The sequence below is a fragment of the Acinetobacter lwoffii genome, assembly GCF_049367455.1.
GTDB lineage: Bacteria > Pseudomonadota > Gammaproteobacteria > Pseudomonadales > Moraxellaceae > Acinetobacter > Acinetobacter lwoffii_W.
On the sequence record NZ_JBMPXW010000001.1, the window covers coordinates 1,519,804 to 1,545,462 of the forward strand.

At 44.8% G+C, this 25,659-nt stretch carries 23 protein-coding genes and 1 pseudogene; 10 read left to right on the forward strand and 14 right to left on the reverse strand.

The genetic code is table 11. The features are described 5' to 3' along the window. Nucleotides 1-174: 174 nt before the first annotated feature. Together ppc and ACO1B7_RS07250 are read right to left on the reverse strand one after the other, a co-directional pair. Nucleotides 175-2,859, reverse strand: a complete 2,685-nt coding sequence (ppc, locus tag ACO1B7_RS07245; protein ID WP_005268200.1) for a phosphoenolpyruvate carboxylase — start codon at nt 2,857-2,859, stop codon at nt 175-177. 149 nt (nt 2,860-3,008) lie between these two features. Further along, nucleotides 3,009-3,632, reverse strand: coding sequence for a TetR/AcrR family transcriptional regulator (locus ACO1B7_RS07250; RefSeq protein WP_005268199.1), 624 nt, complete (start codon nt 3,630-3,632; stop codon nt 3,009-3,011). A gap of 148 nt (nt 3,633-3,780) precedes the next feature. Between ACO1B7_RS07250 and ACO1B7_RS07255 the strand changes: the two genes are divergently transcribed. From ACO1B7_RS07255 to ACO1B7_RS07265, 3 genes are all read left to right on the forward strand, one after another. Next, entirely contained in the window at nt 3,781-4,884 is a 1,104-nt protein-coding gene (locus ACO1B7_RS07255; protein WP_005268198.1) for an efflux RND transporter periplasmic adaptor subunit, read from the forward strand. Between the two features lie 2 nt (nt 4,885-4,886). Continuing rightward, nucleotides 4,887-8,024, forward strand: a complete 3,138-nt coding sequence (locus ACO1B7_RS07260; RefSeq protein ID WP_423089954.1) for an efflux RND transporter permease subunit — start codon at nt 4,887-4,889, stop codon at nt 8,022-8,024. A 131-nt stretch (nt 8,025-8,155) separates the two neighbouring features. Then, a complete protein-coding gene (locus ACO1B7_RS07265; RefSeq protein ID WP_174894037.1) occupies nt 8,156-8,533 on the forward strand; it encodes a hypothetical protein in 378 nt (125 codons plus the stop codon). A 23-nt stretch (nt 8,534-8,556) separates the two neighbouring features. On the opposite strand, the pseudogene ACO1B7_RS07270 reads toward ACO1B7_RS07265, so the two are convergent. Continuing rightward, nucleotides 8,557-9,618: pseudogene (locus tag ACO1B7_RS07270) on the reverse strand (RNA-guided endonuclease InsQ/TnpB family protein). Between the two features lie 212 nt (nt 9,619-9,830). On the opposite strand from ACO1B7_RS07270, the gene dnaJ reads away from it, so the two are divergent. The 7 genes from dnaJ to ACO1B7_RS07305 all read left to right on the forward strand — a co-directional run bounded on the left by dnaJ (nt 9,831) and on the right by ACO1B7_RS07305 (nt 15,099). Further along, entirely contained in the window at nt 9,831-10,949 is a 1,119-nt protein-coding gene (gene dnaJ / locus ACO1B7_RS07275) for a molecular chaperone DnaJ (protein ID WP_005104999.1), read from the forward strand. 83 nt (nt 10,950-11,032) lie between these two features. Beyond that, nucleotides 11,033-11,846 (forward strand): IS5 family transposase gene (locus tag ACO1B7_RS07280; protein ID WP_004729218.1). Its coding sequence is split into 2 segments (ribosomal slippage): nt 11,033-11,419 and nt 11,421-11,846, totalling 813 coding nucleotides; the frame shifts between segments, so codons are not numbered across the junction. Nucleotides 11,847-12,421: 575 nt separating this feature from the next. After that, nucleotides 12,422-12,637 carry a cold-shock protein gene (locus tag ACO1B7_RS07285; RefSeq protein WP_005105001.1) on the forward strand — a complete coding sequence of 72 codons (216 nt, stop codon included), beginning with the start codon at nt 12,422-12,424 and terminating at the stop codon, nt 12,635-12,637. 110 nt (nt 12,638-12,747) lie between these two features. Continuing rightward, nucleotides 12,748-12,975 carry a hypothetical protein gene (locus tag ACO1B7_RS07290; protein WP_004647679.1) on the forward strand — a complete coding sequence of 76 codons (228 nt, stop codon included), beginning with the start codon at nt 12,748-12,750 and terminating at the stop codon, nt 12,973-12,975. Nucleotides 12,976-13,045: 70 nt separating this feature from the next. Continuing rightward, nucleotides 13,046-13,243 (forward strand): hypothetical protein, encoded by a 198-nt coding sequence (locus tag ACO1B7_RS07295; protein WP_004280859.1) that lies wholly within the window; start codon nt 13,046-13,048, stop codon nt 13,241-13,243. A 331-nt stretch (nt 13,244-13,574) separates the two neighbouring features. After that, a complete protein-coding gene (gene dapB / locus ACO1B7_RS07300; protein WP_423089955.1) occupies nt 13,575-14,396 on the forward strand; it encodes a 4-hydroxy-tetrahydrodipicolinate reductase in 822 nt (273 codons plus the stop codon). Between the two features lie 58 nt (nt 14,397-14,454). Beyond that, nucleotides 14,455-15,099, forward strand: a complete 645-nt coding sequence (locus ACO1B7_RS07305) for an START domain-containing protein (RefSeq protein ID WP_423089956.1) — start codon at nt 14,455-14,457, stop codon at nt 15,097-15,099. Between the two features lie 50 nt (nt 15,100-15,149). On the opposite strand, the gene ahr is transcribed toward ACO1B7_RS07305, so the two are convergent. The 11 genes from ahr to ACO1B7_RS07360 all read right to left on the reverse strand — a co-directional run bounded on the left by ahr (nt 15,150) and on the right by ACO1B7_RS07360 (nt 25,656). Beyond that, nucleotides 15,150-16,178, reverse strand: a complete 1,029-nt coding sequence (gene ahr, locus ACO1B7_RS07310) for an NADPH-dependent aldehyde reductase Ahr (RefSeq protein ID WP_423089957.1) — start codon at nt 16,176-16,178, stop codon at nt 15,150-15,152. A 4-nt stretch (nt 16,179-16,182) separates the two neighbouring features. Then, the gene (locus tag ACO1B7_RS07315; protein ID WP_423089958.1) at nt 16,183-16,764 is read right to left on the reverse strand and encodes a DNA-3-methyladenine glycosylase I; all 582 of its coding nucleotides are present in this window, start codon (nt 16,762-16,764) and stop codon (nt 16,183-16,185) included. Nucleotides 16,765-16,788: 24 nt separating this feature from the next. Beyond that, the gene (locus tag ACO1B7_RS07320; protein WP_168386676.1) at nt 16,789-17,034 is read right to left on the reverse strand and encodes a hypothetical protein; all 246 of its coding nucleotides are present in this window, start codon (nt 17,032-17,034) and stop codon (nt 16,789-16,791) included. Nucleotides 17,035-17,049: 15 nt separating this feature from the next. Next, complete coding sequence (locus ACO1B7_RS07325; protein WP_423089959.1) at nt 17,050-17,592, reverse strand: M23 family metallopeptidase; 543 nt, start codon at nt 17,590-17,592, stop codon at nt 17,050-17,052. A 69-nt stretch (nt 17,593-17,661) separates the two neighbouring features. Next, entirely contained in the window at nt 17,662-18,690 is a 1,029-nt protein-coding gene (mutY, locus tag ACO1B7_RS07330) for an A/G-specific adenine glycosylase (protein ID WP_423089960.1), read from the reverse strand. Nucleotides 18,691-18,850: 160 nt separating this feature from the next. Next, a complete protein-coding gene (locus ACO1B7_RS07335; RefSeq protein ID WP_026055739.1) occupies nt 18,851-19,210 on the reverse strand; it encodes an HIT family protein in 360 nt (119 codons plus the stop codon). Between the two features lie 93 nt (nt 19,211-19,303). Then, nucleotides 19,304-20,038, reverse strand: a complete 735-nt coding sequence (locus ACO1B7_RS07340; RefSeq protein ID WP_423089961.1) for a dienelactone hydrolase family protein — start codon at nt 20,036-20,038, stop codon at nt 19,304-19,306. Between the two features lie 163 nt (nt 20,039-20,201). Further along, nucleotides 20,202-20,891: a BamJ family beta-barrel-assembly machinery protein gene (bamJ, locus tag ACO1B7_RS07345; protein WP_005268184.1), complete on the reverse strand. Its 690-nt coding sequence runs from the start codon at nt 20,889-20,891 to the stop codon at nt 20,202-20,204. Between the two features lie 48 nt (nt 20,892-20,939). Beyond that, on the reverse strand, nt 20,940-21,644 hold the full coding sequence (bamJ, locus tag ACO1B7_RS07350) for a BamJ family beta-barrel-assembly machinery protein (RefSeq protein ID WP_005094756.1): 705 nt from the start codon (nt 21,642-21,644) through the stop codon (nt 20,940-20,942). A gap of 231 nt (nt 21,645-21,875) precedes the next feature. Continuing rightward, on the reverse strand, nt 21,876-23,327 hold the full coding sequence (locus ACO1B7_RS07355) for a capsule assembly Wzi family protein (protein ID WP_423089962.1): 1,452 nt from the start codon (nt 23,325-23,327) through the stop codon (nt 21,876-21,878). A 145-nt stretch (nt 23,328-23,472) separates the two neighbouring features. Further along, complete coding sequence (locus ACO1B7_RS07360; RefSeq protein WP_423089963.1) at nt 23,473-25,656, reverse strand: polysaccharide biosynthesis tyrosine autokinase; 2,184 nt, start codon at nt 25,654-25,656, stop codon at nt 23,473-23,475. Between the last annotated feature and the right edge of the window lie 3 nt (nt 25,657-25,659).

Consider the following 25,659-nt stretch of genomic DNA (forward strand, 5'->3'; position numbering starts at 1 on the left):
TTAATATAAAAGTAGCGTTAAATCAGTGGATTAATCATATAGCTATGCTTAAAATTCACTCATAAAGATTTGTTATTTTAGTTATAAAAAATACGATGCAGTGAGTGGTTTTGGCCAATTCATGTACAAAAAAAGCACATCACCAGGATGTGCTTTGAATGCGAGGGCGAAAAATCAGCCGGTATTACGTAAACCGGCTGCAATGCCGGCAATGCTGACCATTAAGGCATGATCGACCGGGGTATTTTCAGCCTGCTGCTGTTCCAGATATAAACGGCGACGTTTCATCAGTTCAGCTTGCAGTAAGTGCAGCGGTAACAAATAGGGTTTACGTACTTTCATCGACTGATCCAGTACACCGTTACTGCTCAGGAGTTTCGATTCGCCTTTTAAGCTCAACAGGGTTTGTACAGCATCCTGCAAACGCTGACGCAGTTCTGTTCCCAGAACTTTAAGATCTTCATCCTGAGTCAAATGCGATTCATAATATAGCGCCACATTGGCATCGGCTTTGGACAGTACCATTTCCAGCATATCAATCAGGGTCTGAAAATACGGCCACTCTGCCAGCATCTCATCCAGTACCGTGCGTTGTCCCTGATCCAGTACCGCATTTAATGCAGCACCGGTACCGAGCCAGGCCGGTAACATCAGGCGAATCTGGGTCCAGGCAAAGACCCAGGGAATCGCTCGCAGTGATTCAATCCCACCACTGACTTTACGTTTCGCCGGCCGTGAACCCAGTGGCAGCATTTGCAGTTCAAGTTCTGGCGTGACGGTACGCAGGTATTTCACAAAATGCGGATTTTCCCGGACGGTCTGGCGATAGACCTGCACCGATAGCTCGGTCATTTGATGCATCAAGTCGCGCCATTCCTGTTTGGGTTCAGGTGGCGGGAGTAAGGTCGCTTCCAGTGTTGCAGCGGTATAAATTTCCAGATTCTGCAGGGCGATTTCTTCCAGACCGAATTTGAAACGGATCATTTCGCCCTGTTCAGTCACCCGGATCGCACCTGAAATCGACCCTGGCGGTTGAGAGAAGAGTGCCTGCTGGGTTGGCGCACCGCCACGGCTAATTGAACCGCCACGACCATGGAACAGGGTCAATTGCACGCCATGTTGTTGGGCAACTGCGGTCAGTTCTTCCTGGGCACGATATTGGGCCCAGTTGGCCGACATAAAACCAGCATCCTTGGCAGAATCCGAATAGCCAATCATGACCTCATGTTTGCCCTGAATATGCTGTTTGTACCAGTGCATATTGAACAGGGTCGACATGGTTGCGGCTGCGCCATCCAGATCTTTTAAGGTTTCAAACAGGGGAACCACCCGTAGCGCCTGCTTGATGCCGGCTTCTTTCTGTAGCAATAAAACCGCCAGCACATCACTTGGATATTCCGCCATCGAGATGATATAAGCACCCAGAGATTCGCTCGGTTGCTCGGCTAGCGTACGCATGGTGGCAAACACTTCCTGTACATCCGGATGTTCAATCAGGCTGCCTGCTGGCTCATTCAGATGTTTTGGCAGCAACGGACGTTTGCTTTGCAGCTCTTGCAGTAAAAAGTTTTGCCGTGCCTGTTCAGTCCAGGTTTCAAAATTCCCCAGTCCTAAATATTCGGTAATCGCAGAAATCGCCTGACGGTGACGACCCGATTCCTGACGGATATCCAGTTTTAGCAGTTCGATCCCAAAACTGTTGACCCGGTAAATAAAGTCCAGCAGGCTGCCATTGGCAATTTCGGCCAGATTGCAGTCCATCAGCGAACGGTAGCAGGTCAGGAGTGGCTGTAAAAGTTCGTCTTTACTTTTAATCACCAGACTGTCATCGGCATCATTGCCTTTTAATTTTTCTGCCAGCCAGTGCCGTGTGGCTTTCAGGCGGGTACGGGTGTCACGTAAATATTCACGGTAGGGTTCAGGATGGGGCTGGCCCAAGGCTTCGGAAATTTCCGGGCTACATTGCTGGATAGACAGTTCCCAGCGCAGGTTTTCAATATCGCGTACATAAAGGTCGGCTGCTTTCCAGCGCGACAGCCACAGCACTTCCTGGGTGACGGTATGGGTCACATTCGGGTTGCCGTCGCGGTCACCGCCCATCCAGGAGGCAAAACGTACCGGTGCCACATCTAGGGGCAGGTTCTGAGCACACTGTTCTGTGACCATGCTATTCAGTTCCCGGATAAATTTCGGAACCGCATTCCACAAGGTCTGCTCAATGGTGGTAAAGCCCCATTTGGCTTCATCAATCGGAGTTGGACGATGCTGACGGATTTCATCGGTTTGCCAGGCAGAGCTGATCAGCTGTTTCAGATCGGCCAGAACTGCCTGACGTTCACGTGGAGTCAGTTTCTGCTGGTCAAATTTGGACAGGGCATTATTGATACCGTCATATTTTTGAATCAGGGTACGGCGGCTGACTTCTGTGGGATGCGCGGTCAGAACCAGTTCAATTTTCAGTTCACAGATTTGCTGATACAGCGTATCGGCAGAAATCTCCTGCTGTTTAAATTTTTCAAATAAAGGCACCAGAGGATTGGGCGATTCTGCAGTGTCATCAAACTCGCTCTGACGGCGACGACGTACCACATGATATTGTTCGGCAATATTGGCAAAGTTTAAAAAGTGGGTAAAGGCGCGGGTCAGCGGCAGGATTTCTGCATCTTCTAGACTCAAAAATAGTTGTTCCAGTTGTTTTTCTGCTTCGACCTGTCCATCGCGAGCGCCTTTGGATAGGGCACGGATCTGCTCGATCTGATTAAACAAATCCTGCCCGGCATGTAATTTTAAGGTTTCCCCAAGCAAATTACCCAGTAAGCGTACGTCTTCGCGTAGTGGTGCATCAATCTGTTGAATCATTTTTTATTCCCTCACATGCATGCTTTGACTATACCGCGACTGCATGACAATCCAAGTCCCTTAGAGACAAAAGTTGCAGAGCATTGGCTGCTTTTTTAGCAAATTTTAGGCCACATATGGTTATCGGTGCTCGATCCTGAGAGAAGGCTTTAGTCAGGCAGAGCATATTTCAGCATAAACAGTTCAATGGCCTCGCTAATGATCTGTTGCTGTTCTGCGCTTGAAGGGGGAGGGCTGAGACCCAGCAGGATTTTCTGATGACGGGTTCCGGTCAGCAGGGACACGATCAGCTCGGTCTGTTTTTCTGGAAGATCGACCTGAATAAAGCTGTACTGTTGGGCCAGAGCAAAGAAATCATTCCAGACTGCATCCAGTTTGCTATGCGAGGCCTCATAAAACTGTTCTGCCAGAGGACTTTGCTGCGAGGCCAGTTCCATCAGTAACAGGTCCAGCTTGATCGCTTCTGGTAAATTAATAATATTTAAAGCGCGCTGACAGGCCTGATAAAACTCCTGCGCAAAGTCACTGCTCGGCTGCAAGAGCTGAGGATGTTCATGCAGAATGGCTTCACAGGTATCCTCAATCGCACAGCTAAACAGGGTCGCCTTGTCCTGAAAATGGTTATACACCGTCAGCTTGGTCACACCTGCCTCACGTGCAATCTGGTTCATGCTGGAGGCATGATAGCCATGCGCTAAAAACAGCGCTTTGGCCACGCTGAGGATGCGCTGACGCTTTTCCAGATCCTTGGGTCGTCCTACAGGTATTTGCACAATTTCTTCCAAAAAAAGTCAATACGGTCATTGCTTTGAAGCTTGAGTTTTAATTAGTGTACCGGGTGGTATATTAATTAAAAAACAAGCAATTCAATATATCAGCATAGTTTGCCCTAAAAAAGACGATCAGATAAGAGCGAATAAGATGAGCAGGATTTACAGCGTATTGGCTGGCATGGTGGTGCTTTGCAGCGTGACTTTAAGCGGGTGCAGCAAAGATACTGCTGCAGCACAACAGGAAGTTCCCTTTGTCATGGTGGCGACACCCACCACTTCACAGCATGAATTAAAAAGTTATGCCGGTGATGTGCAGGCACGCCAGCAAACGGCGCTGGCATTTCGGGTCGCTGGGCAGGTGACCCAGCGCTTCGCTGATGTGGGTGACCAGGTCAAAGCCGGGCAAGTCCTGGCAACTCTGGATGTCAAAGATGCCCAGCTGCAGCTGAATGCAGCACGTGCCCAGCTGGAAAGCGCGCAGTCTGCTACTAAGATTGCTCAGGATGAATTACAACGTTTCAAGCAGTTATTGCCATCCAATGCCGTGAGCCGCTCACAATATGACGCGATCGAAAACCAGTACAAGACCGCCCTATCAAATCTGAAACAGGCACAATCCAACTACGATACCGCTAAAAACCAGACTGCTTATAACCAGCTGATTGCCACCAGAAACGGCGTGATCACTGCACGCAATATAGAAACAGGACAGGTGGTGGCTGCCGGGCAGGCGGCGTATGAACTGGCGATTGCCGGTGAGCGTGAAGTGGTAATTGGCGTACCGGAACAGGCTATTTCGGAGATCAAGGTTGGACAGGCAGCTACAGTGACATTATGGTCCAAACCTGAAGAGGAATTTGCCGCTTTTGTCCGCGAGATTTCACCAGCAGCGGACCAGTCGCGTACCTTTCGGGTTAAAGTTTCCTTACGTGAAGGCAATGGTCAGATCCAGCTGGGGCAAAGTGCCCGGGTATTTTTTCAGCACAGCCGCGACAATATGCTCAGTGTGCCGCTATCCAGTGTCTCGGCAACGGATCAGCAGGCTTATGTCATGGTGGTTCAGCCGGATCATACCTTGCGTAAAGTCCCGGTCCAGCTCGGTGCCTATGGCCGGGACAGTGTTCCTGTACTCAGTGGCCTCAAGCCGGAAGACTATGTGGTGATTGGCGGCGTACATCTGCTGCGTAACCAGCAAAAAATCAATCCGATTGATCGTGAAAACCGTCGTGTGACCATTCAGGCAGGGAGTTAAGCATGAACTTTAACCTGTCGGAATGGGCCTTAAAAAATAAAGGTCTGGTGCTGTATTTCATGATCCTGCTGGGTCTGATCGGCATCGTCTCTTATTCCAAACTGTCACAAAGTGAAGATCCGCCTTTTACCTTTAAAGTCATGGTGATCCAGACCTATTGGCCGGGTGCGAGTGCCAAAGAAGTATCCCTACAGGTCACTGACCGGATTGAAAAGGAACTGATGACCACGGGTCAGTATGACCGCATCATGGCCTATTCGCGTCCGGGTGAATCCATGGTGACTTTTGTTGCCAAGGATTCTCTGGCTTCGAAAGATGTCGCGGATGTCTGGTATAACGTGCGCAAGAAGGTGGGCGATATTCGGTATGAATTGCCACAAGGGGTACAAGGTCCGTTCTTTAATGATGAATTCGGCGATACCTTTGGCAATATTTATGTGCTCAAGGGTAAAGATTTTGACTATGCGACCCTCAAGGAATATGCTGACCGCTTACAGCTGCAACTGCAACGGGTCAAAGATGTGGCCAAGGTTGAGCTGATTGGTCTGCAAGACCAGAAAATCTGGATTGAAATTTCCAACACTAAAGCCATTCAGCTGGGTGTTCCAGTCAGCGCCATTCAGCAGGCCTTACAGCAGCAAAATGCCATGAGCAATGCCGGATTTTTTGAAACCGGTTCAGACCGGATTCAGGTTCGGGTCAGCGGTGCTTTAAGCAGTGTCGAACAATTACAGCAACTGCCACTTCTGGTAAATGGCAAGACCATTCAGCTGGGAGATGTCGCAGAAGTCTATCGAGGCTTTAGTGATCCGGCACAGCCCCGGATGCGCTTTATGGGCGAAAACGGCATTGGTATTGCTGTATCGATGCGTAAGGGTGGGGACATCATTGCCTTGGGTAAAAATCTAGAACAGGAATTCGCCCGCCTGCAAAAAGCCCTGCCACTTGGCATGGAGCTGCAAAAAGTCTCGGACCAGCCGGTGGCGGTCAAACGCAGCATTAACGAATTTATGAAAGTGCTGGCAGAAGCGGTGATTATCGTATTGCTGGTTAGTTTTTTCTCGCTCGGTTTCCGGACCGGTCTGGTGGTGGCTTTCTCGATTCCGCTGGTGCTGGCCATGACCTTTGCCGGTATGCAGCTGTTTGATGTCGGACTGCATAAAATTTCCTTAGGGGCCTTGATTCTGGCCCTCGGTCTTTTGGTCGATGATGCCATTATCGCGATTGAAATGATGGCCATTAAAATGGAGCAGGGTTATAGCCGTTTACAGGCGGCTGGGCATGCTTGGCGCACCACGGCTTTTCCGATGCTGACCGGAACCCTGATTACCGCTGCCGGTTTCCTGCCGATTGCCACTGCGGCCTCGAGTACCGGGGAATATACCCGTTCGATTTTCCAGGTGGTGACCATCGCATTGCTGGTGTCCTGGATTGCCGCGGTACTGTTTGTCCCATACTTAGGCGATAAACTTCTGCCGGATTTCAACAAAGATTTAATTCAAAAAGCGCCGTGGTACCAGCGTCTTTGGGCCCGTCTGCGCAAACAGCCGGAACCGGCGCCGATTGTGCATCATGCCGGCGAACATTATGACCCTTATCAAACCCGGTTTTATCAGGGCTTTCGCCGTTGGGTCAATACCTGTGTAACCTATCGTAAAACTGTCATTGCTGCCACGGTCGGAATTTTTATCCTGTCGATTCTGATGTTTAAGCTGGTGCCGCAGCAGTTTTTCCCGCCTTCGAACCGGGCTGAAATTCTGGTGGATCTCAAACTTGAAGAAGGTGCATCACTGAAAGCCACTGAAGCTGCAGTAAAAAAAGTCGAAGCCTTTTTATCGGAACAAGAGGGCATTGATAACTATGTGGCTTATGTCGGGATAGGATCGCCGCGTTTCTATTTACCGCTCGATCAGCAATTGCCGCAAACCAGCTTTGCCCAGTTTGTAGTATTGGCTTCCTCGCTGGAAGATCGTAATGAAATCCGCAAATCCTTAAGTGACCAGATTCGAAAGTTATTGCCAGAAGTGCGTACCAGGGTGTCCTTGCTGGAAAATGGCCCGCCTGTGGGCTATCCACTACAATTCCGGGTGTCGGGTGAAGATCTAGGATTAGTCCGTGAATGGGCGCAGAAAGTTGCAGCCACCGTGGGAGAAAATCCGAATACCACCAATGTGCATCTGGACTGGGGGGAGCCGAGCAAAGTCATCAAATTGCAGATTGATCAGGATCGTGCCCGTCAGTTGGGGGTGAGCAGCAGTGAACTGGCCAATGTACTCAACAGCTCGATTTTGGGGGCCGGCATTGATCAGTATCGGGAAAAACGTGAACTGATTGAGATCCGTTTGCGTGGTGCGCAGGCTGAACGGGTGGAAGTAGCATCTTTAGCCAGTCTGGCTATTCCGACCGCAACCGGTACATCGGTACCTTTGGCGCAACTTGCCAAAATTGAATACAGCTTTGAAGAAGGTTTGATCTGGCATCGGAATCGTTTACCGACTATTACCGTGCGTGCCGACATTCGCAGCACATTGCAGCCCGCTACTGTGGTCAATGAACTCAAAGAGCCACTGGAAAAAATCCGGTCAGAGCTGCCGAATGGCTATCTGCTGCAAGTGGGCGGTACAGTTGAAGAATCAGCTCGTGGACAGAACTCGGTTAATGCAGGAATGCCACTCTTTTTGGCGGTGGTGATGACCTTGCTGATGATTCAGCTCAAGAGCATCTCACGGGCCTTTATTGTGTTCCTGACCGCACCTTTAGGCATTATCGGAGTGGTGTTATTCCTGTTAATTTTCAATAAACCTTTCGGTTTTGTTGCGATGCTCGGAACGATTGCCTTATCCGGAATGATCATGCGCAACTCGCTGATTCTGATTGACCAGATCGAGCAGGATATTCAGGCCGGAGAGTCGCAGTGGGATGCCATCATCAATGCCACAGTACGCCGTTGTCGTCCGATCGTATTGACCGCACTGGCTGCAGTTCTGGCCATGATTCCCTTGTCCCGCAGTATTTTCTTCGGGCCAATGGCGGTGGCGATTATGGGTGGTTTGATTGTGGCGACATTATTGACCCTGTTTTTCCTGCCTGCCCTATATGCACAGTGGTTTAAAGTGAAAAAAAGTTTAAACTCTGTTTAAATTTGTCATAATTTCAGGTGCGAAATTTGGAAATTTTCAATATAGTAGCACCTGAGATTTTTATAATTTAAAAAAATAAGTAATTGCTGCATTGGCCGAGCTGCCAATACGGTAACGAGGTTGAACCAAACATGACTCAAGATACATTAACCAAGATGCGACGTTCCGTAGCGATGGCTTATGTCTTCATGTTTTTGGCCTTATTTACCCTGTTTAGTGGACTATTGGCCTACTGGTTCGCACGTAAAGTCGCTCAAGTTGATTATGCCGAGGTCTGGTTACAGGCACAGGCGCTGTGGATCATGCGTAATATCGTGATTTATACCATTTTGGCGATCTTTGCTGCGCTGTGGTTTATTCCCCTGTTTTTCTTTGCCTGGGACAGCCAACTCTGGGTCAAAGCCTGTGTGGTGACCGGGGTGATTTTCAGCTTTATTGCCTTTATTTTCCTGATCAATGCCTGGTTTAAAGGTATCTATAAATTCTCTCAAAATAAAGCTGTGTTCTAAAGCGTTTGACATCCTCCCCCCAGCTAAAGCAAGAGGATTCCTCCTGCGAGACGCTTATGCCCAAGCGCAAGTATGTTCAGGGCGGAATTCAAATCCCGCTGCCAGACTGTACCGCAGTTCTGGCATGTCCATTCTCTTATTCCAAGATCAACCCTACCTTTCGGACTACTGCTTGATATTCGCTTACAGCACGAGCAGATCTGGGTGGTATAGGCTTCATTAACTTCTTCAAACAATACACTTGCGTTCTCGCATTTATACTTGAGCATTGTTTTGAGTTTTTAAAACCCTGTATCTAAAACCGATTTTGCCATTTTAGTTTTTACAAGCTTTTTAGCGCTTAAGCTACCTACAACAATCAGTGCATTATTTCGAACAAGCATAGTGCTTGCTTTGTGCAAACGGTCTTTACGACGGTTTGCAATCTTGGCATGTAATGCACGAACACGCTTCTTATTTCTTGCTCTTTGAGCAATACCCAATTTCTGCTCATATTTACGGTAGAACTTGGGATTTGAAATGACCGTACCATCAGAACAGGTAGCAATATCCTTTAAGCCTAGATCAATACCAATTGCTTTAGTCGCTTTAGGCTTCTCTTGCTTAGGTAAATCTACAACAAGGCATACATACCAACGCCCACGACTATCCTCAACAAACGCACCTGTTCTTACAGTGTATTTGCTTAGGCCATAGCTATCCCACATGCCGAACTTGTTTTTTCCATATTGAATTAAGCCATCGGAATATTTAACGGCAACCTTTTTAAAGGGTATCCAACCAAGAGAGCGCCTTGCTGATTTCTTGTTACTTACACGCCATTTTAGCTTTGCTTTTTTGAATTGCTTGCGTCTTGTTACTAATTCTTCTGTCACAGCCTGAATGGTTTGACTATGTAGGCTACATTCTTTAGATGCGCCTTTTGTGTATTTCGCTACATCGTAAGCCGATAGAAATTCACCTTTTCTTTTTAAATGTTTGAACCCTAAATCATTCACATAATTCCAGACAAAGTTTACCTCAGATGCTAATTGACCTAGCACCTTGCAATGTTTGTCTTTTATTCGTAATTTAAGTGTTTTCATGGGCTTATATTAGCTCATAATAAATTAAAGGTGTTGATTTAAAAAAAACCAACGACATTTCATGTCGTATCGCTTATATCTCTGCCCTGAAGGACAGCGTTTTACGCTCCATTTGATAATTTTTTCATATTTCCCCTTGTAAAACTCGGTTTGACCCCAATTTCAGACCTCAGTTGAATATTAAACAAATTCCGTGAGGAGCATCGCCAGACATGGCTAAACGTGATTATTATGAGGTTTTGGGCGTCGCTAAAACCGCTAGTGATGATGAAATCAAAAAAGCCTACCGTAAGTTGGCGATGAAATATCATCCAGACCGTAACCCGGACAATGCTGAAGCTGAAGAGAAATTCAAAGAAGCAGCAGAAGCCTATGAAGTGCTCTCTGATGGTGAAAAGCGCAGCATGTACGACCGTATGGGCCATCAGGCCTTTGAAGGTGGTATGGGCGGCGGTGGCGGCTTCGGCGGTGGTTTCAGCGCAGAAGATATTTTCAGCCAGTTCGGTGATATTTTCGGTGGTGCTTTCGGCGGCGGTGGTGGTCGTGGCCAGCAACGCGCGCGCCGTGGTTCTGACTTACGCTATGTGATGGAACTGACCCTGGAAGAAGCGGTCAAAGGCGTCAAGAAAACTATTACCTTTACTGCACCGGCACCGTGTGATGCCTGTGATGGTAAGGGTTCAAAAAATCCAAATGATGTGGAAACCTGCCGTACCTGTCATGGTGCCGGTCAAGTGCGTATGCAGCAAGGTTTCTTCTCGGTACAGCAAACCTGTAGCACCTGTCGCGGTCAGGGCAAGATCATCAAGAACCCATGTAATAAATGTCATGGTTCAGGTGTGTCGGATCGTCAGCAAACTCTGGAAGTCACTATTCCTGCGGGTGTGGATAATGGGGACCGCGTTCGCTTGACCGGTAAGGGTGAAGCAATCCGTGATGGTCAGTCAGGTGACTTGTACGTAGAAGTGGTGGTGCGTGAGCATGAAATCTTCCAGCGTGATGGCGCTGACCTGTATATGGATGTGCCGGTATCAATTGCTGATGCAGCCTTAGGTAAGGAAGTTCAGATTCCTACGCTGGATGGCCGTGTTAGTCTGAAAATTCCTGAAGGTACGCAAACAGGTAAACTGTTCCGTTTACGTGGTAAGGGTGTTAAACCGGTACGTACCAGCATGCAAGGTGACTTGCTGTGCCGTATTGTGGTAGAAACTCCAGTGAATTTAAGTGCACGTCAACGTGAACTGTTAAAAGAACTGCAAGAAACCATGGATGGTGAAGATAGCAAATCATCACCAAAGAAAAAATCATTCTTTGATCGTTTGTTTGATTAATTGAGTGAAAGTAAAAAAGGACGCTGAGGCGTCCTTTTTTATTAGATCTCTTGCGAAAGTAAAAAATTGTTTATACTAGCCCCATGAAATATGAAAATTTAACTCGATTTAATGATGGGGAATTTAAACGACTCGTTGGAGTTCCTCGTCCATTATTCTTAAAAATGGTATCGGTGTTACAACACGCTGAACTTGCCAAGAAAAAATCTGGAAGGCCGCATTCTTTGTGTTTAGAGGATCAATTATTGTTAACTCTAAACTACTTACGCTGTTATAGGACTCAAATTGAATTATCCGCTGACTATAATCTCGCTGAAAGTAATGTGAATCGTACTATTCATAAAGTTGAAAATGCTCTGATTCAATCACGGATTTTTGCATTACCCAAAAGGAATCAAAAGTTTAGTGAAGGTGATTATGTGATCGTTGATGTCACTGAGTCACAGATTGAGCGTCCCAAAAAAACAAAGAAAATTCTATAGCGGTAAAAAGAAGAAACATACGCTAAAAACACAGGTCATTTTTAACCCAAGACTAAAGCAAATTGTAAGTATACAGGTCGAAAGTGGCAGAAAACATGATCTGACGATTGCGCGTAAGTATTTTAAGGAGATGATCATTTATCCTTGTATTATGGCAGATTTAGCCTATAAAGGATTTCATCAGATTAAGAGTAAGTTACTCATTCCAATCAAGAAACCTAAGAATTTATCATTACCCAAAATAGCAAAACAGATCAACCAAGAAATCAGTCGGCGTAGGATCACAATTGAACATATCAACGGCAAACTTAAATATTTTCGGATATTAACAGAACGGTATAGAAATAGACGGAAACGATTTGGTCTAAGAATGAATTTAATTGTTGGAATGGTAAATTGGATGCTCTTGAATTAACTTTCGCAAGAGATCTATTATGTAGATAAGATACTCTAGATTAGAAGATGCTATTTATTGTTTGATAAGTCTCGCTTAAACATAAAAACCGCCTAAAAAGCGGTTTCTGTTTTTATATTTGACTATCTAAATAGAAAGTATGAGTCCAAATTTGGAGGGTGATAGATATTTTGTAAGTGAGAAAAAAGCATCATTCCCGAAATTAAAAAGGCCAATATTGTTATTACAGAGCTATATAATCGCATTCATTACTTATCAAATTTACCAGTACAGCAGATTACTCTTATTTTGTTATCATGACAATGAAAGCTTAATCTTATTGAAATAATTATAAATTTTACTTTTTAATAAATAAAATAAATATATATATAAGAAAACTTGATTAATTAAATTTTTCGTGTATAGTTAACTTAACTAGAAAAAAGTCTTGTTTCGGTAAATCTTCTTTAAGTATCGTAGTTTTAGTCATAATCCTTCGTTTTTTTTCAGATTTTAAGTCTCATTCTTTATTATTTCAAAGTTATAATCAGTCTATAAAATGACTAAAAAATTATTAAAAATTATTAGGATATATTATGTCAAACTCAAATGTTGTTAAAGGTACTGTAAAGTGGTTCAACGAAACTAAAGGTTTTGGTTTTATTCAACAAGAATCAGGTCCAGATGTTTTTGCTCATTTCAGTGAAATTGCGAGTTCAGGTTTTAAAACCTTGCTTGAAGGCCAGCTGGTTGAATTCAGTGTAGCTCAAGGTCAAAAAGGACCGAATGCTGTAAATATTGTTGCTATCTAAGCAAGAATAAACAGTAAAAAAAGCACTTAATAAGTGCTTTTTTATCGTTCAAAATTTAATTTTAAGTTATTTTCCAAATTGGAAAAATCTTTAGAAAAACAGGATTCAAGTTGTTAAAAATAAATGATTTAATTGCAAAATCTAAAAATGGTACTGAAATTATTGTTTCATTAATTCCTCTCAATAAAATGCAAAATACACGTCAGGGTTTAAAAAGAATTGAAGTGGGTAAAAGAGTTCTTCTTTCATCTGGAGTTGAGGTAGATTTAAACTTAGATGGCCGTACATTCTATACTTCTCTAAATCAATTATTTAAGCTAAATCATAAAGTTATTTAAAGATAAAATTAAGAAACATCAAATTTTTAGTGGATATTTTGCCACTTTAACTATTATTAAAGGTATAGATATGCTTAAACAAAGTATCAGTGTGAAGGATCAGTTTGGGGCTCAACACGCTATTCAAGCAACAGTCGATCATCATTTTTCTAAAACACAATCTCATTCCAATATAAAACATATCACTGTAGATGGTGAAGATATTCGTCCCAGTTTTGAGATGTGCTTTCAAAGTACCTTAAGTGGAAAAATTTTCAAAATTGTGTAGATCATTCCTAAGTGACTTAGGTTCATCGCTTCAGTGAAGATAAGCTGAGCTGAATTGAAAGGATCCTAATCTGCCCCCGAAGCTTGAATGTTCTCCATCTGATTTGAAAGCTGCTTTTTGATAACGGTTAGGTTCATGCGTACTATTGATCCATATCGCTCGGCCTGGATGATATCTAGCCCATAATTCCAAAGACCTGATGGAAACTCTTATCAATATCAGTGATTTCGCTCTTTGAGTATTTTCATTGATTTTTATGCAATGCATCTTAGTGTTATTCCGCAGTTTTGCTATAGTAAGAGCAATTTTGGATCAACATCAGGACTATGTTATGTCAGCTACACCACGCATTGGAATCTTGGGTGCAGGCGGCCGTATGGGGCGTATCCTCATTCAGGCTGTGCATGAAGCCGGTTATCAATTGGCAGCTGCAGTAGAACGCCCTGAAAGTACCCTACTAGGCGCAGATGCGGGCGAACTTGCCGGGATTGGTGCAGTCGGTGTCAAGGTGGTGGGTAGTCTTGCAGAGGTGGTCAAAAACTGTGATGTCGTGATTGATTTCACCGCACCGGCAGCGACCGTCAATCATCTGAAAATTTGCCGTGAAGCAGGTGTTGCCATCGTGATTGGTACCACGGGGATGAATGATGAGCAAAAAGCTTATTTAGATGAATCAGCAGCTGAAATCCCTGTGGTTTATGCAGCGAATTATTCAGTCGGTGTGAACGTATCGATTAAACTGCTTGAACTGGCATCGAAAGTCTTTGGCGATACGGTGGATATCGAAGTGATTGAGGCACATCACCGTCATAAAGTGGATGCACCATCGGGGACTGCACTTATGTGGGGTGAAGCGATTGCGGAGGCTTTAGGCCGTGACCTGAAAGAAGACGCTGTGTACTGCCGCGAAGGTCATACCGGTCCGCGTGAGCGTCAAAGCATTGGTTTCCAGACCATTCGTGGTGGTGATATCGTCGGTGAACATACCGCCATGTTTATTGCCGATGGGGAACGTGTGGAAATTACCCATAAAGCCACCAACCGCATGAACTTTGCCAGCGGTGCAGTACGTGCTGCTGCCTGGGTGGTCGGCCGTGATGCACGTAAATATGACATGAAAGACGTGCTGGGTTTTAACGATATTCAGGTTTAAAATCCAGTCAAAATCATTTATAAAAAAGATCTAAAACTAAAATAAGACGAATAATAAAATGCAAAAAATGATTTTCCTGCTCTGTGCAGTGGCGCTTGGTGCCATTGCGCAGGCAAAGCCGGCCGAGAATACCAAACTTAGTATTGATAAAAATAATATCAAGGTCTGGACTTATCAGAACCAGCAAAACCCGGTCTTTCTGTATAAAGCTGAAACCACCTACCATGCCCCGATTGAAAATGCCGTGTCGCTGATTCTGGATATCGAGCAGGCGGTACAATGGGTACCCTATATGGGCAGCATCAAGGTCTTGTCCCGCGATGATAAAAAAGGCGATTTCACTTTGTATATGGTGCTGGATTTTCCATTTCCCTTAAAAGACCGTGATCTGATTGTGCAGGGCAAGATGATCAAGGAAGCCAATGGACAGATCACCATCAAGAATAAAGCCATTCAGACCGGCTATCCCTTAAATCCGAACTATGTACGTTTGACCGATTATCAGGGGGATTGGACTTTTCAAAAGCTGGGCAATAATCAGGTCAAGGTTTCAACTTATGGTTATGCCAATCCGGAAGGCTCGATTCCCTTAACTTTTGTAAATATGTTTGTACAGCAGCAGCCGTATCAGATGTTGCAGAAGATGAAGACGGAACTGGCCAAGCCTTCAGGCCTTGCAGTTTTGCCGGAAGTATTGCAATAAAAAAAAGACCCAATTGCTGGGTCTTTTTGACAGATTGAAACAGGCAGAGTTTAAGCTTCAAAATCCGCTTTAAGTACAATCCGGTAACGCGCTTTACCGGAATGCAGATGTTCAATGGCCTGATTCAGCTGTGACATCGGGAAGACTTCAATTTGTGGCGCAATGTTTTTACGTGCGGCAAATTGGAGTAACTGACGCAGTGCCGCCGGCGAACCGGTTGGTGAACCAGTAACTGACTTGGCACCACCAATCAGCATGCCAGCCGGAATCTGCATCGGTTCCAGAGGTACACCGAGCATATGTACAGTACCATTGGGTGCCAGAGTGGCCAGATAAGCCTGCCAGTTCAAGGTGACATTGACCGTACTCAATAATAAATCGAACTTGCCACGCTGTGCCTTTAGGGCAGCGACATCACGACTATTCACCACATGATCTGCGCCCATGGCTTTCAGCTCATCGGTCTTGTCCAGATTTGATGTGAAAGCCGTAATCTCACAGCCCCAAGCTTTGAGCAGTTTAATTGCGATATGACCCAGACCCCCAATCCCGATCACGCCAACATGATGAATAGCCTGAATCTGGTGTTTCAGAATCGGATCGAATACGGTAATCCCGCCACAGAGTAAAGGGCCGGCACTTTCAGGATCCAGATCTTCAGGCAGGGGAATGACCCATTGCCAGCCAGCACGGACCTTGTCGGCAAAACCACCGGCATGTCCGACAATAGTCGCCACTTGGCCGCCAGTACAGAGTACCTGCTGACCTGAAATACACGGATCGCAATACTGGCAGCTTTCCGCAGTCCAGCCAATGCCAACCCGTTGTCCCACTTTCAGGCCTTTGGCTTCGCCACCCAGTTGCGTGATGATGCCGATAATCTCGTGTCCAGCCACGACCGGATAAACGGATGAACCCCAGTCATTATTGAGGACTGAAATATCAGAATGACACAGGCCACAGTATTCTACTTTGACTTCGACCTGATGTGGCTGTAGTTCACCAGCATCGAATTGATAGGGTTCGAGTGCAGCACCTGCTGACATTGCAGCATAAGCGTGGATAATATTATTCGACATAAATTCAGCTCTTCTTTGAATGGGAATATATTGTTTTAAAGTGACAATGATTTTCGTGATCATCGACCATACCGACGGCCTGCATAAAGGCATAGCAAATGGTGGGTCCGACAAATTTAAAACCGGCCTTTTTTAAGGCTTTTGACATGATCTGGCTTTCGATAGTCTGTGCCGCTGCCTGACGATAATCCGCAACATCATTATTCAGTCGTGGTTGCTGGGCAAAAGACCATAGCCATTGCCCTACATTGATGTCTTGCTGTTGCAGCTTGAGCCATGCTTGGGCATTCTCCCGAATGGCATTGAGCTTGCCGCGGTGCCGTATCAGGCTAGCATCTTCAAGTTTCAGTTGAAGTTGTTGATCTGTAAGTGAGGCGATAGATTCAATCGAATATTGAAAAAAATGTTCACGATAAGCTTCACGTTTTCTGAGAACGGTAATCCAAGCCAGACCGGCCTGCTGTCCTTCCAGACACAGCATTTCAAACAGGCGGTTTTCATCCAGCAGGGTCTGTCCCCATTCCTGGTCATGGTAGGTGATATACAGTGGATCATCGGAGCACCAGCCACAGCGTTGCAGAGTCATGCCATGCTCCTTGTTTTTATTGTTTTATAATTTAAAAACAGTCCACTGATCCTGCTGATTATCCCAGTACGACAGTTCAGCCTGATCCAGATCGCTAAATTGAATCCACATGTCTTTACCGGTTTTGTCGGCATAACCGGTACTGATCAGCAAGGCTTCCTCGGTAATTTCCATCACCCAGCCCTGGTAACTATGACCATTCAGCACGATTTTTTGTTGATTGCCTGATTCAGCAAATTCCACCAGACGATTGATCAACGCTTCTGACATGTAAATATCCTAAAATTAACGTAAATAGGGGTAGGGATTGACCACACCGCGACCCTTGCCCTGTAAATAAATTCCATAATGCAGATGTGGTGCAGTGTGCCGGGCATTGCCTGTATTGCCGACATAACCGATCAGCTGGCCTTTTTTAATATAGTCGCCTACTTTTAAGCCACGTTTATGGCCATCCAGATGCGCATAATAATGCCAAGAGCCGCCTGGACCCAGAATCCAGACTACTTTACCACCCAAATTGTTATTACGTAAATCTGCAATCAGGCCCTCAGTCGCGCTAAAAACTTTGGTTCCACGTGGAGCCATGATATCAATACCTTCATGCAGGCGTCCGCGACTGCGCGAAGCGCCCCAGGTATCTGTTAATTCACGTGCCTGTACGCGTGCCACCGGGATTGGCAGAGAAGAGGACATCCGCATATTTTTCAGCTTTTGCACGAGGATGGGATTGAGCTGTACAGCGGGGGATTTTTTCGGTGTACTGCTACAGGCAGCCAGCAGCACAGCAATGAAAGCAATCCACGTCAAAGCAAGGTATTGGCGCACTTTATTCATCCTTAAATATTGGCAATGCTCATATTGAGCTGATCGATATTTTGCTTTATTCAGACTATGTCACAGATTGACGCGAGTGATCAATTTTTTCATGGCAGTAGGAATGCCGGCATCGGTTGCTGTTTGCGGACTCATCCAGCAGCCTTGCAGTTCAATCGCCAGATGTTCCTGCTGATCCTGATCTACTGCAAAAACAATCGCTTCAAGGTGCCAGGTAAAATGGGTAAAACTGTGGCTAATCTGGGTTTTTTTGACGATATTTTTCAGGCCCAGCTGCTGGCATTGCTGTTCAAATTCATATGCATTTTCAATAATCGGCAGACACCAGAGACCACCCCACAGGCCGCTATTAGGACGTTGCTGCCAGAGCCATTCTGCACCGGACTGGATCAGCAAGACCTGAGCAGAGCGCACCGGCACTGGTTTTTTGGCCTTTTTAAAAGGCAATTCATTTTCCAGTCCTTGCTGATGAGCCTTGCAATGCTGCTGCATCGGACAATACAGACATAAAGGCTTTTTCGGCGTACAAACGGTCGCGCCCAAATCCATAATCGCCTGGGTATAGTCATGATTGCGTTCGATAGGACAGAGCTGTTCCGCCAGTTGCCAGAGGGCACGTTCATGCACCGGTTTGGACAGATCATCCTCAATAGCAAAGAAACGTGACAATACCCGTTTAACATTACCATCCATGATTACGCCATATTGACGTAAACCGAGTGACATCAGGGCACCTGCAGTGGAACGGCCAATGCCGGGTAAGGCCATCCATTCTTCCAGGCTTTGAGGGAATTGCTGCTGTGCGGTTACGATGCCGGCCGCTTTGTGCAGGTTCCGGGCACGGGCATAATAGCCGAGACCTGCCCAGTAAGGTGCAATCTCATCCCATGAGGCTTGACCTAAGTCCTGAACAGTCGGAAAACGCTGGATAAATCGTTCGAAATATTGCAGTACAGTTTTGACCTGGGTTTGCTGCAACATGATTTCAGAGACCCAGACTTTATAGGGGGCATCTGTCACCTGCCAAGGCAAGTCATGACGACCATGGACATCAAACCATTCTAACAGGGCATCTGAAAATACAAACATGAACACCTAGCAACCGAAAAAGCAGCAGCTAGTATAGCGGAATCAGCAGGGTGGGAAGGTGAAAAGTGGGATAAAAATGGCTGCTCATTTATTTGGGCAGAAGAGTAATTTCAAAAAAATAAATGCTCCGGAGAGCATTTATTTTTGATAAAGAACCAAGTTAATCGTTAATTCCCCAGCGCTCATCCAGCTTCAAGGTCTTGCCTGCATAACGCGGAATAATATGAATATGCAGATGTTCTACCTTTTCTTGAAATACTTCACCATCAATAAAGCCGACATGAAAACCCGCAGGCTGGTAGCGTAATTGCAGTTCATTGCGTGCCTGTTCCAGTAAAGACATCAAACTTTTACGTTCTTTGTCGGTCACTTCGAAAAACGAGGCCACATGCCGCAATGGAATAATCACACAGTGACCTTCGGACAATGAATTTGGTTCAGGCAACACCACGCCATAATCATTTTTGGCAATGACATCATATTCGTCAAAATTGCAGTAGGGGCAGTTGGTTTCAGCCATCATACACATTCTCCTCTGGTAGGATTTATCTTCTTTTCTTCATAAAGTATCTAAAATATTTAGCCTGTGAACAAGCCGGATAGTTGTTTCTATTTATGCTAAATGACGGTCTAGCAAGGCATACATCGCTGCCAAGCTTTTTCGTTCCGCTTCTGCATTGTAACCAAGATCCACACCATTGGCTTTGGCCCGTTCATCAGCAAGCGGGTTGCTAAAGCCATGTTTGGCATTTTCAAAAACAATTACTTCATGCTCGACTTTGGCAGCATGCATTTCCTCACGGAAACTGGCCACATCATCCAGAGTCACCATGCTGTCCAGTTCACCATGTAGCACCAGGATTTCCGCCTGTACCTGACCTTCCTGAGCCGGTGCTTTTGGCGTCAGATTGGCATGGAAAGTGGCCACCGCTTTTAAAGGGGCATTAGAACGGGCCAGATCCAGTACCACTTTGCCACCATAGCAGAAACCAATCGCTGCAAGTTTCTCTGCATTGACTTCATCCTGGGCTGCCAAGGTATTCAGAGCTGCTGTAGCGCGATTCACGATGGTATCCGGATCTTCAAAGGTCTGCATCATCCACTGGTAGGCCTGATCAGAATGGGTGGTCACTTTTTTGTCACCATACATGTCAATCGCCAAGGCCGCATAGCCATGTTCTGCAAGTTCGCGAGCGCGCTGTTCGGTATATTCATTACGACCCCACCATTCTGGTGCGACCAGCACACCTGCAAGGGGTGCATCTGTTTCTGGAGCGGCAAAATAGCCAATCAATGCGCTACCATCCGGCGCAGTATAATGAATTTCACGGGTCTTGATTGCTGCCATGCTGACGTCCTCTATTCTTGTTGAACCGTTTAATTAACATATAACATAGCAAAACTGATCTGAATGTGACATGAAAACATTCGATTAATTATGCTTCATCCATATAAAAAAGAGAGGCCGCTATCGCGCCTCTCTGATTGAATATTTAAAAAAACAGTATTGATTACTTCATAATTTCCAGTAATTCCACATCAAAAATTAAGGTACTGTTTGGCTCAATCACATCACCTGAACCAATTTGTCCATAGGCCAGTTCTGCAGGAATGAAGAAGCGGTATTTGGCACCTTCTTTCATCAGTTGCAGGCCTTCAGTCCAACCGGTAATCACTTGGGTGGTACGGAAGACCACAGGCTGATTGCGGGCAATTGAACTGTCGAAAACCGTACCATCAATCAAACGGCCTTCATAATGTACGCGGACATTGCTATCGGCTTTTGGCGATTTGCCTTTGCCTTGCTGAAGAATCTGATATTGCAGGCCAGATTTAGTCGTTTTTATCCCTGCTTTTTTGGCATTTTCTGTCAGAAAAGCCTGACCGATTTTGGTGTTTTCTTCAGCTTTTTGTTTTAATTCAATCAGCTCTTTGGCTTCACTCTGACGTTTAAACTGGGTCAGCACTCGAGCCATGTCTTCTTCAGTTAAAGTGGATTGCTTTCCGGCAGCAGCAGCTTTTAAACCGGCACTGAAAGCATCCAGATCAATCCCTTGTAAAGAGTCGGCATTACTTTTTCCCATCAGATAACCAAAGCTATAACCGACCTGTTCAGCTTCCGGGCTTTTATTGGTCACATCTTTGGCAAGCAGATTGCCAGAACTTAGCAGTAAAACCATCAAGCTTATTTGTATTTTCATATTTATTCTCAAAATAAAGGAGAGCGCATTGCTCTCCTTATTTATAGATTATTTGACTTCAATGAGTTCCACATCAAAAATCAAAGTACTGTGTGGAGGAATCGTCCCTGGCACGCCTTGTTCACCATAACCAAGTTGAGATGGGATATACAGGGTCGCTTTACCGCCTTCTTTCATCAGTTGCAGACCTTCAGTCCAGCCTGGAATCACTTGATTGAGTGGAAACTCAATCGGCTCGCCACGTTCAACCGAACTGTCGAATACAGTACCATCCACCAGTTTGCCGGTGTAATGGACTTTCACGATTGAAGAAGCAGCCGGCTGTTTGCCCGTGCCTTCTTTGGTCACTAGGTATTGCAAACCGGAAGCTGTGGTTTTTACACCCGCTTTTTTGGCATTTTCGGTCAGGAAACTGTCACTCGATGCTTGTGCCTGTTTAGTGCTATCGAGTTGCTTTTGCTGCATTTCTTTCTGGAACTGTTCGTAAGCTGCCTGTAATTCTTCTTCAGTGTACGCCGGTTCAGTACGCGCATGTCCTTCACGTACGCCTGTCACAAAGCTATTAATATCGAGTTCAGGTGGGGTTTGATGAGCCACTTCATAACCGAGAGCATAGCTGATTTTAGAAACAGCAGAGGCATCTTTAGATGCTTTAGTCGTTTGAGCAGCTGGGTTTTGAGTTGCATAGTAAACAGGTACTAGCGCGGCACCGCCTAGAAGAACAGCGACAGCAATCGGTAAGGCCTTGCTCATGTATTATTCCAATCTAATGTTATCGTTGAGGTTCATTCCATCTTAGCAGAAAATTTTGAGAAATCTTGCAGAATGGGTGGTTTTTTAGCAAGTGGACACCGCAGTTATGTTGAAGTTTGAAGATATAAAAAAACCAGCAAGTGCTGGTTTTTTTATTTTCAGTTTCATCAGTATTTTGGAAGGTATGGAAAAGTTGTCGCTATCACCCGCACTTAAGTGTTGATATAGGTCTTAATAAGAAAATAAGCCCTTTTCTAAGGGGAATTCGATACCAATTGATACACCGCCATCGTTACCGTATACCTCAGAGTCACCCACCCACCCATTCAGTTTAAGTGGAATATCTGGGCGTAGATAATGTGTCCAGGTTAGATCTAGCGCTTTTAATTCATCCTGCGCTGGAAAAGCTAAATTAGTAATGCCTCTATCACGTCGATTAGCTGCTTGATCAAATTTCGCAAATAGGATGCGTGTATTAACACGATTGAGATGATCCAAACGAATATCACCACCTACAGACAGCATTTGGCCATCACCACCCATGGCATGCGCTAGAGGATAGCCATGTTGGTAAAAACCATCAGTGTAGACATGGTGGTTATAGGAAATGCCCTGTACCTTGCCGTTGGTACGAGTGTCTGCCCATTCGGTATACAGTTGGAAAGGCATATTGTTATAACTTGATGAATAATCGACTCCAGCCAAATACATTTTTTTAGCCGGTAAGCCGCCTGCTTCGTCTTCACCGACATATTGTGCATAGATACCTATCGGGACTTGTACCAGTGATTGTAAATTTAAGCGTGCATCAAAACCGGCAATTTGGTTAGACTTATCATCATCACTATTATCAAAGTTATCATTGCCTTTAATAGCATCCCAAAGTGAGCTCAGGCTTTCAGGTCGACCTTCACCACCCCATTGCATAGCACGCGATGCACCCAGTTCTAAATAAGGCAAGGGTTGTGCAGTGACACGTAAGCCAATCAGTTTGGCATCAGGCACAGCATCATAATCCTGCAACTGCCCTGCAAAAGCTTGATATTGCCAAGGTCCAATCCAAGCCAACCATTTGTTTGCAAAAGCATTCTGTTCGGCACGCTGCATCGTCACACCATAGACAGGGCGGCTGGCATCACCACGAATTAAACTGCCATCATGTGCAGGACCCCAGTGGGTCGGGATCTGTCCAGCAATCAGCCATTGATTCCATAATTTTCCAGCGATATATGAGCCTTCAAGATTCAAATCTTGATCATTGTCAATCTGTAGATCTTTTTCTGTATTCACACGAATTCTGGCATCCCAGTTCTCGTTACCCACATTTAGCTCGATACCTGCCTGATATTGCGTTTTTTGCTGATCGCCAAAGGCTTGAGGAATATTCTTTTGATCAGTTTCTGCAAATAAGGATGCTTTGAGCGACTGGTTATTGGCATTCAAATGTGCCCATACAGTATCAATGACTTTTTGCTGAGTATTATTGTTGATTTTAGCTTGAGCAAGAGCACGTTGGATTTCATCACCACTGATGGGCCAAGTGGAAGTACTGATTTGAATCACACCCTGCTGATTGAGCCAGTTTAAATCGGTACGTAAGTTTTGGTCATTTAAAACGATGCCTTGTGCAAAGGTGAGGGAAGAACTTAATGCCAAGGTAGCGAGCAGTGTTTTGGATAACATTCTTGTATATTCTCAGGACTTTTAAACTATAACCACGATAGGTTTTTTAGTTGATTTTTTCAACAACAATCATTTGCAATAAATGTAAGGAAGGATAATTTCACACCCTGCTCAGACAGAGTGTGAAATTCGAGTTTAGAATAGATTAGTCATTATCTTTATGTGCAGTATAGGCATAGGCATAATTATAACCATAACTACCCGCTGCACCTTTTTGTACATCATTCAGAATCACGCCATTGACTTTTACATTGGCCTGTTCAAAACGATTCACCGTAATTTCAAGCTCTTTGATTTGCGTCTGAGCATGACGGGCAATCAATAAATTGACCCCTGCATATTGCGCAATAATAATACCATCAGTCACAGCAAGTACTGGCGGAGTATCAATTAAGATGTGATCAAAATGAGCAGATGCCTGATCCAGGAAAGCCTTGAATTTATCGGTACTTAACAGTTCAGACGGATTGACTGGACTCTTGCCGCGAGTAACAAAGAACAGGTTTTCTACAGTCGAGTTTTGGACAATATCTTCATAGCTATTTTGAAGATTTAACAGTTCTGCTAAGCCAGGGCTTAGCTCTGCATTGAAATATTTATGCAAATAACCACGACGCATATCACCATCAATGACGAGTACCCGTTTTCCACCTTGCGCCAAAATGGTTGCAAGGTTAACAGTAATAAAAGATTTCCCAATCTCAGGGGCAGGGCCTGACAGTGCAATCACATTATTGCTGGCATTCATTAAGGCAAAGTGAATTGCGGTGCGCATACTGCGCAGGCTTTCAATCGCAATATCACCGCCGTCTTTAACCGCAAGAATAGGAATATTTTTTTTCTTTTTTAGAAGGTTGATACGACTTTCTTGAATTAAAGAACGCGGTACGGTGGCATACACTGGCAGATCCAGCTCATTTTCAATCTGAGCAGCATCCTTAATGCCTGAACGCATCATATTACGTAACAGTGCTAATAATGTACCGAGGAATCCTCCCAGAAAAATCGACAAAATCAGGATTTGTAATTTCTTCGGTTTAATCGGTTGAATGGGTTCAACTGCAGTATCGACAATACGTACATTGCCAATTTCACCGGCTTTGGCAATACGAAGTTGCTGGTATGAATTCAATAGACCTGTATATAGCTGTTGTTTGACTTCAACTTCACGGAACAATTGTAAGTACTGGCGCTGTAGTTCAGGTAAACGTTTTAAAGTCCCATCTAGCTCTGCAATTTTTTTATTGATTGCAGCGAGTTGTGCATTCATTTGCTGCATCATCGGATGTTCATCCATATATTTGGATGAAGCTTCTGCAACCTGCTGCTCCAGCTGGATTTTTTGTGTCTCTAAAGTAATGCTTTGGGTTAAGTATAATTCCGATTCTTTGGTAACATCCACTGTATTTGCTTGTTGGCGGAAGCGGTTGAATTCACGCTCTGCAACATCAAGCTGTTGTTTTAGTTCCGGTAATTGATTTTCCAGGAATTTAAGTGTCTGCGCAGTTTCTGCAGATCGACGTTCAATATTCTGTTGGCTATAAGCAGCTAGAATGGCATTCAGGACTTGAGTAATGTGCTGCGTATCTTCGCCTTGATAGTTAAGACCTAATACACCGCTCATCTTGCCTTTCTCAGCCACTGAGTAGTTACTGGTCAAAGTCTGCATCGCAGCAGGCAAGCTTTGCTTTCGGATATTATAAGCGGCATCGAAACTGTCTTGACTAAAGACACCTACTTTCCAAAGACCGTATTCAGATGAGGATTGACTGATCTGGTTTAAAGGCGCAGAAAAAACCACTTGTTCAGTTTTTTCATCAGTCAGGCTATATTTGCCTTCTGCAAAACTTAAAATTAAGTTTTTATCCTGGAAATATTGCGGGATATCAAACTGGCGAATATCGAAACTATTTCGATTGTCTTTAAACAATACTGATTTTTCTGAATACGTGGTGTCGTATTCATGTTTAGCCATTAACCGATTCCAGAAACTGTCCTCTGTCCCAGATACACGAATATTTAAATTTAAATGGTTAATGACCTCACCGAGCACCAAACGCGATTTTAAAATTTCAATTTCGGCTTGAGCAGGGGATTTTTGCTCGATCATACCGGATAAATCACCCAATAATGCAGCTGAAGTCCCTTTACTGTCTTCGACTTGTACCATGGCGTCTACTGAATAGGTATCCGGTGTGGTTCTTAAATACAGTAAGGCACAGATCAAACTTAAAATAATGCACAGGGCAATCAGTTTCCATTGCGCAATCAAGGAAAAAAACAATTCCTTTAAGTCAATGGTGTCTTCGGTGTTGGCGGTTTGGCTCATAAT